This window comes from Sodaliphilus pleomorphus (genome assembly GCF_009676955.1).
In the GTDB taxonomy this organism is placed as follows: Bacteria; Bacteroidota; Bacteroidia; order Bacteroidales; family Muribaculaceae; genus Sodaliphilus; species Sodaliphilus pleomorphus.
The window spans coordinates 1,253,271-1,265,845 of record NZ_CP045696.1; the positions used below are offsets into that span (position 1 = coordinate 1,253,271).

The window sequence follows — 12,575 nt, forward strand, 5'->3', positions numbered from 1 at the left end:
GGCACAAATAAGCGATTATGAAGATAGGCAACATAGATTTGGGCAACCGGCCAGTGATGCTTGCGCCCATGGAAGATGTGACCGACGTCTCGTTCAGGCAGATATGCCGCGAGCAGGGCGCCGACATGGTGTATACCGAGTTTGTATCGGCCGATGCGCTCATACGCAGCATTCAGGCCACGCTGCGCAAGCTCGCCATCTCGCCGCGAGAGCGCCCGGCGGCCATCCAGATCTACGGCAAAGATGTGGACTCGATGGTGGAGGCGGCGCGCATATGCGAGCAGGCGCACCCCGATGTGATCGACCTCAACTTTGGGTGCCCGGTGAAGAAGGTGGCCGGCAAGGGAGCCGGTGCCGGGCTGCTGCGCAACGTGCCGCTCATGCTGGCCATAACGCGTGCCGTGGTCGAGGCTGTGCATGTGCCCGTGACGGCCAAGACCCGCCTGGGCTGGGACTGCAACAACAAGATCATCGTGGAGCTGGCCGAGCAGCTGCAAGACTGCGGCATCCAGGCCCTCACCATACACGGCCGCACGCGCAGCCAGCTCTACAGCGGCGAGGCCGACTGGACGCTCATAGGGCAGGTGAAGCGCAACCCGCGCATGAGGATACCCATCATAGGCAACGGCGACATCACCACGCCGGCCAAGCTCAAGGAGTACTACGACCGCTATGGCGTAGACGGCATCATGGTGGGCCGCGCAGCCATAGGGGCGCCGTGGATTTTCAAGCAGATGAAGCAGTACCTGGCCACGGGCGAGCTTCCCGCGATTTCCAACCACGAGAAGATGCAGCTGCTGCGCCGCCAGATCGACGAGAGCATCGACCGTATCGACGAGTACCGCGGCATCTTGCACATACGCCGCCACCTGGCTGCCACGCCGCTGTTTAAGGGCATACCCAACTTCAGGGAGACGCGCATAGCCATGCTGCGTGCCAGCACCAAGGCCGAGCTCACGGCCATTCTCGACCAGGTGGAGCGGCAGTACCTGTGAAGCCCGCCCAGCCACCACCTTTTTTTACAGCATTTTTTAACACCCGGCGGTCACAATTGTTACCGCCGGGCAGGCGGCGGCATGCCTACCTTTGCACCCGATAATCAAATAAAACATTTCAAACGCAATATGGAAGACAGAAGCCGACACACCTTTGACACATGGCCCACCGACTTGCTCATCGACTACGCCATCAAGATACATCACCGGGGCATACGCACCCGCGGTCCCCTCACTCTCGAGCTGCTGGGCCGCGTCAAGGCCGAGCGCCCGCTCGTGCTCTCGCAGGTAGAGCAGCTATTTGCCGCCTCGCTCGAGGCCCTCGACGCCCACTTGTTTAAGGAGGAAAACGTGCTTTTCCCCTACATCGAGGAGCTGCACGAGGCCGCCAGCAACCGCCAGGCGGCCGCACCCATGCACTGCGGCACAGTGCTCAACCCGATACACGTGATGATGGCCGACCACGCCGAGGAGCTGCAACGCCAAGCCACGATTGCCGCCCTGCTCGACGACTACAACGAGCCCGAGGGCTGCAGCGACGACTACAAGCGCCTCATGCACGAGCTGCACGAGTTTGCCCTCGACCTGCAAGAGCACACCCACATCGAAAACGACCTGATCTTCCCGCAAGCCGTGGAGATGGAAAGCAAGTGGGTGAACGGCTGCAACGGCGGCAACTGCTGCGGTTAGCCCCCCACACACACGGCCCCACACCTACCGGGCCTTGCCGCCACAGGCGAAAAAATGGCGGCAAGGCCCTTAATGTGCAATCTTTTTATTAACTTTGCATAGATAAGAAAACTGCACATCATCATGGCTGAAAAACAAGGTCAAGGACTGGAAACAACGATAAAGACAGGGTTGCGCACCTCGCAGCTCAATGTCGACCTCGCCCCGCTGCTCAAAATGAACGAGTCGGAAATCGAGGAGCGCGTGCGCGGCGAGCTCGACAGCAACCCCGCGCTTGAGCCGAAGGCCGACCCCGACGACGAGGGCAGCACGCCAGGCGGCGAGAAAGACGAGGGCAGCACGCCCGACGACGAGGGCGAGAGCGACTTTGACTTTGGCAACAACGACGATGACGACAACGGCGACGACACAGCCCCCAACTACCGCGCCAGCAACCACAGCGCCGACGACGAGTACTACGGGCCCACCGCCGTCGAGGAGCCCACGCTGAGCGACTACCTCATGCAGCAAGTGCGCGAGCGCGACATCAGCCCCGAGCAGGAAATCATAGCCCAGTATATCGTGGGCAGCCTCGACGACAACGGCTTCCTGCAACGCTCGCCCAGCGCCATTGCCGACGACATCACCTTCAGCGACGGCCGCATCGAGGTCGAACCCGCCGATGTCGAGGCCGTGCTCAAGATCGTGCGCCAGCTCGACCCGCCAGGCATTGCCGCCACCGACCTGCGCGACTGCATCCTGCTGCAGCTGAGGCGCATGCCCGTGACCGACCTGGTCGAGGAAACCATCGAGCTGGTCGACAAATACTTCGACCTGCTGGGCAAGAAGCACTACGACAAGATATGCGCCAGCATGAACATCGACGAGCACCGGCTGCGGCAGCTCATCGAGCTGGTGCGCAGTGTCAACCCCAAGCCCGGCAGCGGCTTCTCGGGCGGCACGAGCGAGACCGTGCGCCAGCAAATCACGCCCGACTATGAGGTAGACGTCGACGGCGACAAGCTCACCCTCACCCTGCTCAACCGCATCCCCGAGCTGCAAATCTCGGAGAGCTATACCCGTCTCTACAACGAGTACAACAACACCAAGGCCACCTCGCGCGCCCAGCGCGACACGATGACCGACATACACGACAAGTACAACCGGGCCAGCAACTTCATCACCCTGCTGCACATGCGCCAGCAGCGCCTGTTCAAGACCATGGCCGCCATCGTCAAGCGCCAGCACGACTTCTTTGTCACCGGCGACGAGTCGCAGCTCAAGCCCATGGTGCTCAAGGATGTGGCCCACGACGCGGGCTACGACGTGTCGACCATATCGCGCACCACACAAGGAAAATATGTGACCACACCCTGGGGGGTGTATCCGCTCAAGCACTTCTTCAGCGAGGGGCTGGGCGAGGTGTCGACCCACACGGTGCTGCAAGCCCTCAAGAAGCTCGTCGACGACGAAGACAAGAGCCACCCGCTGAGCGACGACGCCCTGTGCGAGCTGCTCAACAAGCAGGGCTACGACGTGAAGCGCCGCACCGTGGCCAAGTATCGCGACCGCCTGGGCATAGCCGTGGCACGGCTGCGCAAAACCATTTAAGCCCCAAGAAAACATGAAAGCAAGCGAAATCAAGAACAAACGCGTCGTCATAGGGCTGTCGCAATTCATGTCGACAGTGCTCAGCCCGCTGCTCATGCCGTCCTACGGTGTGTTTCTGGTGCTGTGGGGGTCATTCTTGAGTTCCCGCCCCACGGGCGACCGGGCCATGATACTGATTGTGATGTTTGGCCTCACGTGCATCCTGCCCATGATATTCATCTCGGCGCTTCAGCATTTCGGGCTGGTGCACAGCAAGCGCCTCGACCTGCGCCGGGAGCGCACGCTGCCCTACATCTTTGCTCTGGCCTGCTACACGAGCAGCTGCTTCTACCTGAATCATGTGCACGCGCCCGAGTGGTTCATCATGTTTGCCGCCGGCGGCGCCGTGGCCCTGCTGCTGGTGCTGCTCATCAACCTGAAGTGGAAAATAAGCGCCCACATGACCGGCATAGGCGGCATTGTGGCCCTGGTCTACACCATGCACATCCAGATGATCGAGGCCTTCGACATGCAGGTGGTGCTCATCGTCACCATCATGCTGGCAGGCTGCCTGGGCACGGCACGCATCATCCAGGGGCGGCACGACTTTGCCCAAGTGATTGCGGGCGCGCTGCTGGGCTACTTCAGCGTGAAGATGATGATGATGCTCTTCGGGTAGAGCACCTGCACGCGCGCGATATTGCGGCAGCAAGTAGACACACACACTCATTCGTTTATCATATTTTTTAGAAGTATAGCAATGAAAGCATTAGTAAGCATCATTATGGGCAGCACGAGCGACCTGCCCGTCATGGAAAAAGCCTGCAAGTGGCTCAACGAGATGGAGATACCCTTCGAGGTCAATGCCCTCTCGGCCCACCGCACCCCTCAGGCCGTCGAGAAGTTTGCCCGCGAGGCCCAGGGACGCGGCATCAAGGTGATCATAGCTGGGGCCGGCATGGCCGCTGCCCTGCCAGGCGTGATAGCAGCCTCCACCACCCTGCCAGTGATAGGAGTGCCCATCAAGGGCATGCTCGACGGCCTCGACGCCATGCTGAGCATCGTGCAGATGCCTCCCGGCATACCGGTGGCCACTGTGGGGGTGAACGGGGCACAGAACGCCGCCATTCTCGCCGCCGAGATCATGGCTCTGGCCGACAGCGACATCGCCCAGAAGGTGACCCGCTACAAGGCCGGCCTGGGAGCCAAGATTGAAAAGGCCAACCAAGACCTGGCCCAAGTGAAATATGACTACAAAGTGAACTGACGGGGCAAGCGGCACCACAAGCCCCCCAGGGCCAAACCAAAAAGCACAGCAATGAACGACGATTTCAACTACAGCAGACGAGAGACAACAACCGTCGACGTGGGCGGCGTGAAGATGGGCAGCGGCTACCCGGTGAGGGTGCAGTCGATGACCAACACCGACACCAACGACATCGAGGCCAGCGCGGCACAGTGCCTGCGCATCGCCCAGGCCGGCGGCGAGATCGTGCGCCTCACGGCACAGGGCGTGCGCGAGGCCCAAAGCATAGGGCTGGTGCGGCAGCGCTTGCGCGAGCAGGGGTGCAACGTGCCTCTGGTGGCCGACATCCATTTCAACCCGCGGGCAGCCTATGCCGCCGCCCAGGTCACCGACAAGGTGCGCATCAACCCGGGCAACTTTGTGGACCCGGCCCGCACCTTCAAAAGCCTGACCTACACCCCCGACGAGTATGCCGCCGAGTTGCGGCACCTGCACGACGCGCTTGTGCCCTTTATCGACCTGTGCAGGCAGCACCACACTGCCGTGCGCCTGGGCGTGAACCACGGCAGCCTGAGCGACCGCATCATGAGCCGCTACGGCAACACGGCAGCCGGCATGGTAGAGAGCGTGATGGAATTTCTGCGCGTCTTTGTAGAGCAGCACTTCCTCGACGTGGTCATCTCGATGAAGGCCAGCAATGTGGTGGTCATGGTCGAGGCCGTGCGCCGCCTTGTGGATGCCATGGACGCCGAGCACATGCACTTCCCCCTGCACCTGGGCGTGACCGAGGCCGGATTTGGCGACGACGGGCGCGTGAAAAGCGCCGTGGGCATAGGGTGCCTCATGGCCGAGGGGCTGGGCGACACCGTGCGCGTGTCGCTGAGCGAGGCCCCCGAAGCCGAGATACCCGTTGCCCGCAAGCTGGTCGACTACATGGCCAGCCGCGAGGGGCACACGCCCATCGCAGGCACCTTCAGCCCCGGCTACAACCGTCTGGCACCCTGCCGCCGCTACAGCACCGAGGTGCACGGCAAGATAGGCGGCCGCAAGGTGCCCATAGTGATTGCCGGCTGCGACAGCGGCAGCCTCAAGCCCGACTTCTACAGCCACGAGCTCGACAAGAGCGGCATCGACTGGGTCGAGACAGTGGCCAGCTGCCCCGTCGACGAGCTCAAGAAGCGGCTCACCAGCGAGAGCGTGATCATCGTGAGCCCCGACAACGTGAACGTGAGCGGCTGCATCCAGGCCTTCACCCACAGGCTCACCACTGCCGGCATCTACACGCCGGTGATAGCCCATGTGCGCTACGACGACACCCAGGCCGAGCTGCTGCAAGTGAAAGCCGGCGCCGACCTGGGCACCGTGATGCTCAACGGCCAGGCCGACGGCCTATGGCTCGAGGCCCCCCGCTTCGACCGGCAAGACAAGCTCACGGCATGGGCCTTTGCCATCTTGCAGGCCGCACGCGTGCGCATGAGCAAGACCGAGTTTATCTCGTGCCCCAGCTGCGGCCGCACGATGTTTGACCTCATGACCACCGTCGACAAGGTGAAAGCCGCCACAGCCCACCTCACCCACCTCAAGATAGCCGTGATGGGCTGCGTGGTGAACGGCCCCGGCGAGATGGCCGACGCCGACTATGGCTATGTGGGCGCTGCCCGCCACAAGATAAGCCTATACAAGGGCAAGACCTGCATCGAGAAAAACATACCCGAGACCGAGGCCATACCCCGCCTGGTCGCCCTCATCAAGCAAAACGGCGACTGGGTCGACCCCTGAGAGCGGCCCAGCGACACAATACAGCAAGAGAGAGAGGCCGTGCCCCCCCAGTCGGGGCCGCCTCTCTCTCTTGTGCTGTATTCTGTTTTTTTTCAGTTCACTGCCACCTGGCTACTTCATGAGCGTGGCAGGGTCGAGATGATTGCGCTCGATGTCTTTGAAATAGCGATAGGTGCTCACCTTCAGGTCCATCGTAGCGTCCTCGTCGCATATAATGATAGCCTTGGGGTGCATCTGCAGGGCACTCAGGGTGCACATTTGCGACACACCGCCCTCGACAGCAGCCTTCAAGGCTGGAGCCTTCTTGTAGCCGTTCACGATAATCATCACGCTCTTGGCGTCCATCACGGTGCCCACGCCCACGGTGAGAGCCGTCTTGGGCACCTTGTTCACGTCGTTGTCGAAGAAGCGGCTGTTGGCGATCACCGTGTCCTGGGTGAGCGTCTTCTGGCGCGTGCGCGACACCAGGCTGCTGCCCGGCTCGTTGAAGGCAATGTGGCCGTCGGGGCCCACGCCGCCCATGAAGAGGTCGATGCCGCCAGCTTGCTTGATGCGCTCCTCATAGCGTGCGCACTCCTGCTCCAGGTCGTCGGCATTGCCGTTGAGGATGTTCACATTCTCCTTCTTGATGTCGATGTGAGAAAAGAAATTGTTCCACATGAAGGAGTGGTAGCTCTCGGGGTGCTCCTCGGGCAGGCCCACATACTCGTCCATGTTGAATGTGATCACGTTCTTAAACGACACCTTGCCGGCCTTGTTGAGCTCGATGAGCTTCTTGTACATGCCCAGAGGCGAGCTTCCTGTGGGGCAACCCAGCACAAAGGGTTTTTCGGCTGTGGGCTGGGCGGCGTTGATGCGCGACGCTACATACATGGCAGCCCATTCCGACACTTTCTCATAATCAGGTTCGATGATTAATCTCATAGTTGCGTTGATGTTTTTTTTTAATTAATTAGTCGTACTATTGAACCACAAAATTACTAAATAATCGGCGAAGTGTCAAGTTTCATCCCGGCAATTGCAACACGGTGCCACCCAGCGCCCCGTGCCAGCTGAGCAACAAAAAAAACCAAGCAGTCGTTTTTACACAACCACTTGGTTTCGCCCTCTTGTGACCCCGGTGGGGCTCGAACCCACGACCCATTGATTAAGAATCAATTGCTCTGCCAGCTGAGCTACGGAGTCAACGGCGCATTCATTTCTGAATTGCGATTGCAAAGGTACGACTTTTTTTTGAATTACCAACACTATTCCCGTTTTTTTTCAAAAAAATCTTCATTTTCTTGTTTTGGCGAGCCGCATCGCCCTCCCCGACGAGCACTTCAACGGGCAATCAAGCCAGGCGGGGAGGCGAGGTGCCGAAAATGGGCGTTTTTTGTGCCCGGTATCAAAAAACAAGCAACATGTTGCATTAATATTTAGAAAAAATCTTATCTTTGCTTCTAAGCAATGGCAAGGGGCATGGAGCGCGCCCGGCAGGCGAGGCCCACCCCCACCAGAAATGTAAACTTGCAATGTAAATTTAGACAAAAAAATTCAGGAACTAAAAGATGGATAATATAACCGAACTAAGTTCAAAGATAAAGCTCGACCAGGTGCCTACCCGCCTGTACAGGCCCGAGAGCGAGCTGGAGCTGGCCTCGCTCACGCGCTGCGAGAAAATCTATACCAAGATAGTGGAAACTCCCAGCGAGGGAGCGGCCGACGTGGCTGCCGACATTGCCCGCCAGATAACCCGCAACGTGCGCGAGAAGGGGCGATGCGTGATAGGGCTGGGTGCCGGCCGGGCTGCGCTCGACGTGTACGACGAGCTGGTGAAGCTGTACTTTGCCGACAAGGTGACCTTTGCCAACGTTGTCGCCTTCAACATGAGCGAGCTCGGGCTGGGCAACGTGCGCGAGGACTCGCAGAGCACCATAAGCCGCCTCTACGAGCGGCTGTTCCGCAAGGTCGACATCGACCCCAACAACATCCACACCTTCGACCCGAGTGCCACCAAGGAGAACGTGCACAAGCTGTGCAAAATCTACGAGACCACCATCGACGAGTATGGTGGTCTCGACGTGGTGATATGCCAGCTCACCAAGACGGGCGGCCTGGCCTTTAACGACCCTGGCTCATCGTCGTCGTCGTCGTGCCGGCTGGTGCTGCTGAGCAACGAGACCCGCCAGCGCATCGCCGAGTCCTACCAGTGCGAGATAGCGCCTGACACGGCCGTGACGCTGGGCATGAGCAACCTGCTCTCGGCCCGCAAGTTCTATGCCGTGGCCTGGGGCGAGGAGAGCATCGATGCCGTGTACAACTGCATCGAGGGCAAAATCTCGGACCTCTACCCCGCCTCGTTCCTGCAGATGCACCGCGACGTGAAGCTCACCATCGACCTGGAGGCTGCCACGCGGCTCACCCGCATCAATTTCCCGTGGAAGGTGACCAGCTGCAACTGGACGCCGCAGCTCGTGCGCCGCGCCATCGTGTGGCTGAGCCAGCACACGGGCAAGCCGGTGCTCAAGCTCACCAACAAGGACTACAACGACAACGGCCTGAGCGAGCTGGTGACCGTGTTTGGCTCGGCCTACGACGTAAACATCAAGATATTCAACGACCTGCAGCACACCATCACCGGCTGGCCTGGCGGCAAGCCTAATGCCGACGACTCGTCGCGCCCCGAGCGGGCACTGCCCTATCCCAAGCGTGTGCTCGTGTTCAGCCCGCACCCCGACGATGCCGTGGTGTCGATGGGCGGCACCCTGCGCCGGCTTGTGCAGCAGGGTCACGACGTGCACGTGGTGTTCCAGACCAGCGGCGACATCACCGTGGCCGACGAGGACCTGGAGCGCACCTTGATGCTCAACAGCATGTTAAGCGACCACTACGGCTACCCGCAAGAGCGCAGGCGCGTGGTGGCGCAGTCGATCATCGACGGCATCAAAGCCAAGAAGCCAGGCGACCCCGACAATGCCGAGATGCGGTTTATGAAGGGCCGCATCCTCACGTGCGAGTCGATCATGGGCTGCATGTACATGGGCGTGAGACGCGACCACATACACGAGCTTGCCCTGCCCTTCTACGAGAGCAACCCCTATGGCCGCGGCAAGGTGACCGATGCCGACGTGCTGCTGATCAAGAAAATCATCGAGAACGTGAAGCCTCACCAGATATTCTTTGCCGACGACCTGAGCGACCCCTACGGCACCCACATGCGCGCCACCAACGCCCTGCTGCTGGCCATCGACGAGCTCAAAGAGGCCGACTTCATGCAAGAGTGCCGCATGTGGATGTACCGCGGCCAGTGGGGCACGTGGGACATCGACCACATCGAGATGGCAGTGCCCATGAGCCCCGAGGAGTTCACCTACAAGGTGAACGGCGTGCTCAAGCACCAGTCGCAGATACACGACGCCCCCTTCCGCGACCCTGGCGACGGCCAGCTCTCGTGGCAGAAGACCATCGACCGCAACAAGGACACGGCCGACTTGTATGCCTCGCTGGGCCTTGCCACCTACGAGGCCATGGAGGCCTTTGTGCAATATCACCCCGAGCGGTGAGCGCGACCATCGTGGTGCATGCTGCAGCCCCGGGCCCTGTGCAACGACGAGCCCGGGGCTGCAGTGCTAAATGCATGACCGCCGCCAAGCAGGCAAGAACGCCAAAACACGCAAAAAATGCACTGAAAAGCACATATTTAGCCTCGCGAAACAGAATTGTCAAGAATTTTACCTAAATTTGTAGGTGGCAATTCAGGTCCTGGCCAGAAGCACAACGGCAAGGCGTGTCTCGAGTGGGGCCAAGAGAGGCCGGCAGCACTGCAAGCCACCAGTGCTGTGACCGATGCAAAACAAACAAACGCAATATAATCTCATATATGGCAAACAACGACAAACTCAAATCCTTGAAGCAGGAACGCAGAGAATTCCACGACAAGGTGATTAACTTTTTCAATACCGAGGAAAATATACCCTACAACTACAAGCAGGTGTCGAGCAAGGTGGGGGCCAAGACTCCCAAGCAACGCGCCCTGGTGGTGGAGATTCTCGAGCAGCTCGAAATCGACGGCTTCTTGAGCGAGAGCACCCCGGGCAAGTTCAAGGCCCTGCAACGCAGCACCGTGGAAGAGGGCATCTTCATACGCCGCAGCAACGGCAAGAACAGTGTTGACACGGCCAACGACGACGGCAAGCCCATCTTTGTGGCCGAGCGCAACTCGATGCACGCGCTCAACGGCGACAAGGTGCTGGTGCACATCAGTGCAGCCCGCGAGGGCATGGAGCCCGAGGCCGAGGTCATCAAGATACTCGAGCGCAAGGAGCAGGTGTTCACCGGCACCCTGCTGGTGAAAAAATACTTTGCCCTGCTCAACACCGACAGCAAGTTTCTGGCCACCGACATCTTCATTCCCAACGAGAAGCTCAAGGGCGGCACCACTGGCGACAAGGCCGTGGTGAAAATCGTGGAGTGGCCCGAAGACGCCAACAGCCCCATAGGCGAGGTGATCGACGTGCTGGGCAAGGCTGGCGAGAACAACGCCGAGATCAATGCCATCATGGCCGAGTTTGGCCTGCCCTACAAGTACCCGCAGAACGTTGAGAAAGCGGCCGACCGCATCGACCCCGGCATCACCGCCGAGGAGATAGCCAAGCGTCGCGACATGCGCCAGGTCACCACCTTCACCATCGACCCGAAAGACGCCAAGGACTTTGACGACGCCCTCTCGATAAGGAAGCTGGACAACGGGCACTGGGAGATAGGCGTGCACATTGCCGACGTGACCCACTATGTGAAGCCCGGCACCATCATCGAGAAAGAAGCCGAGAGCCGCGCCACATCGGTCTATCTGGTCGACCGCACGGTGCCCATGCTGCCCGAGCGGCTGTGCAACTACATATGCTCGCTGCGCCCCGACGAGGAGAAACTCACCTACTCGGTGATCTTCGAGATGGACGACCAGGCCAAGCTCTACAACTACGAGATATGCCACACGGTGATCAAGAGCGACCGCCGCTTCTGCTACGAGGAGGCCCAAGAGGTGATCGAGACCGGCAAGGGCGACTATGCCCAGGAGCTGCTCAAGCTCAACGACCTGGCTCAGAAGCTGCGCAAGCAGCGCTTCGACGACGGCGCAGTGGCCTTCAACCGCGAGGAGACCAGCTTTGAAATCGACGAGACGGGCAAACCCATAAAGGTGGTGCTGCACGTCTCAAAAGAGGCCAACAAGCTCATCGAGGAATTCATGCTGCTGGCCAACCGCAAGGTGGCCGAGCACATAGGCAAGGTGAAAAAAGGACAGCATGCCAAGGCCTTTGTATACCGCGTGCACGACATGCCCGACAGCGACAAGCTGGCCAACTTCGGGGAGATATGCGCCCACTTTGGCCACAAGGTGAAGACCCACGGCACGGCCAAGGAGGTGAACAAGAGCATCAACAAACTGCTCGACGACATCAAGGGCAAGCCCGAGGAGGACCTGCTCTCGATACTTGCCATTCGCTCGATGGCCAAGGCCGTGTACTCGACCAACAATGTGGGCCACTACGGCCTGGCATTTGACTTCTACACCCATTTCACGTCGCCCATACGCCGCTACCCCGACATGATGGTGCACCGCCTGCTCGACCGCTATGCCAAGAAGGGGGCGCGCAGCGTGAACCAGGCCGACCTGGAGGAGGAGTGCAAGCACGTGAGCGCACAGGAGCAGCTGGCCGCCAATGCCGAGCGCGCCTCGATCAAGTACAAGAGCGTGGAGTTTATGGGCTACCGCCTGGGCGAGGTATTCACCGGCAAGATCTCGGGAGTGACCGAGTGGGGACTCTATGTGGAGGTCGACGAGACACACTGCGAGGGCATGATACCTGTGCGCGACCTCGACGACGACTTCTACGAGTTTGACGAGAAAAATTACTATCTCATAGGCCGCCGCACCAAGAAGAAGTACCAGCTGGGCGACCCCATCACCATCCAAGTGGCACGTGCCGACCTCATCAAGAAGCAGCTCGACTTTGCCCTGGTCGACAAGAACAACCCGGCCGGCAGCCACCACATCGACAAGGCACCCATCACCGAGTCAAGCCGGTTTACCAAGAAGGAAAGCAAGGACGACCGCAAGCGCGACAACTATGAGGGCGGCAAGGCCTCGCGCCGCCAGCAGCGCGGCCACCGCGGCAACTCAACACGCCGCGCGGCCGAAGACCGCCGCAAGGACAAGGGCGGGCGCAAGAGCGGCAACCGCCGTCGCCATTGACGCCGCGAGGCGGCTGAGGCAGGGCAGCGACCGCGAGCTGCCCCCCACACCTGTGAAACAA

General features: G+C 60.2%; 8 protein-coding genes, 1 tRNA gene and 1 pseudogene. 8 read left to right on the top strand and 2 right to left on the bottom strand.

Features of this window, described 5'->3' with window-relative positions; translation table 11 throughout:
• Positions 1-17 precede the first annotated feature (17 nt).
• The 6 genes from dusB to ispG all read left to right on the top strand — a co-directional run bounded on the left by dusB (position 18) and on the right by ispG (position 6,279).
• Positions 18-995: a tRNA dihydrouridine synthase DusB gene (gene dusB, locus GF423_RS05135; RefSeq protein WP_154327342.1), complete on the top strand. Its 978-nt coding sequence runs from the start codon at positions 18-20 to the stop codon at positions 993-995.
• Positions 996-1,124: 129 nt separating this feature from the next.
• Positions 1,125-1,685: a hemerythrin domain-containing protein gene (locus tag GF423_RS05140; protein ID WP_154327343.1), complete on the top strand. Its 561-nt coding sequence runs from the start codon at positions 1,125-1,127 to the stop codon at positions 1,683-1,685.
• Positions 1,686-1,808: 123 nt separating this feature from the next.
• On the top strand, positions 1,809-3,275 hold the full coding sequence (gene rpoN, locus GF423_RS05145; protein ID WP_154327344.1) for an RNA polymerase factor sigma-54: 1,467 nt from the start codon (positions 1,809-1,811) through the stop codon (positions 3,273-3,275).
• Between the two features lie 13 nt (positions 3,276-3,288).
• Positions 3,289-3,933 (top strand): hypothetical protein, encoded by a 645-nt coding sequence (locus tag GF423_RS05150; protein WP_154327345.1) that lies wholly within the window; start codon positions 3,289-3,291, stop codon positions 3,931-3,933.
• 81 nt (positions 3,934-4,014) lie between these two features.
• A complete protein-coding gene (gene purE, locus GF423_RS05155) occupies positions 4,015-4,521 on the top strand; it encodes a 5-(carboxyamino)imidazole ribonucleotide mutase (protein ID WP_154327346.1) in 507 nt (168 codons plus the stop codon).
• Between the two features lie 51 nt (positions 4,522-4,572).
• Positions 4,573-6,279, top strand: a complete 1,707-nt coding sequence (gene ispG, locus GF423_RS05160; protein WP_154327347.1) for a (E)-4-hydroxy-3-methylbut-2-enyl-diphosphate synthase — start codon at positions 4,573-4,575, stop codon at positions 6,277-6,279.
• 111 nt (positions 6,280-6,390) lie between these two features.
• Here ispG and nagB read toward each other — a convergent pair whose 3' ends face one another.
• Together nagB and GF423_RS05170 are read right to left on the bottom strand one after the other, a co-directional pair.
• A complete protein-coding gene (gene nagB, locus GF423_RS05165) occupies positions 6,391-7,203 on the bottom strand; it encodes a glucosamine-6-phosphate deaminase (protein WP_154327348.1) in 813 nt (270 codons plus the stop codon).
• Between the two features lie 188 nt (positions 7,204-7,391).
• Positions 7,392-7,464 (bottom strand) — tRNA-Lys (locus GF423_RS05170).
• 365 nt (positions 7,465-7,829) lie between these two features.
• Here GF423_RS05170 and GF423_RS05175 point away from each other — a divergent pair.
• Together GF423_RS05175 and rnr are read left to right on the top strand one after the other, a co-directional pair.
• On the top strand, positions 7,830-9,824 hold the full coding sequence (locus tag GF423_RS05175; protein ID WP_154327349.1) for a PIG-L family deacetylase: 1,995 nt from the start codon (positions 7,830-7,832) through the stop codon (positions 9,822-9,824).
• Positions 9,825-10,141: 317 nt separating this feature from the next.
• Positions 10,142-12,286, top strand: a pseudogene (gene rnr, locus GF423_RS05180) (ribonuclease R); the annotation flags it as partial.
• Positions 12,287-12,575: the final 289 nt, after the last annotated feature.

Coding starts and splice junctions, on each gene's coding strand:
- GF423_RS05175 (WP_154327349.1), top strand. CDS start 7,830: ATGGATAATATAACCGAACTAAGTTCAAAGATAAAGCTCGACCAGGTG.
- purE (WP_154327346.1), top strand. CDS start 4,015: ATGAAAGCATTAGTAAGCATCATTATGGGCAGCACGAGCGACCTGCCC.
- dusB (WP_154327342.1), top strand. CDS start 18: ATGAAGATAGGCAACATAGATTTGGGCAACCGGCCAGTGATGCTTGCG.
- ispG (WP_154327347.1), top strand. CDS start 4,573: ATGAACGACGATTTCAACTACAGCAGACGAGAGACAACAACCGTCGAC.
- GF423_RS05150 (WP_154327345.1), top strand. CDS start 3,289: ATGAAAGCAAGCGAAATCAAGAACAAACGCGTCGTCATAGGGCTGTCG.
- rpoN (WP_154327344.1), top strand. CDS start 1,809: ATGGCTGAAAAACAAGGTCAAGGACTGGAAACAACGATAAAGACAGGG.
- nagB (WP_154327348.1), bottom strand. CDS start 7,203: ATGAGATTAATCATCGAACCTGATTATGAGAAAGTGTCGGAATGGGCT.
- GF423_RS05140 (WP_154327343.1), top strand. CDS start 1,125: ATGGAAGACAGAAGCCGACACACCTTTGACACATGGCCCACCGACTTG.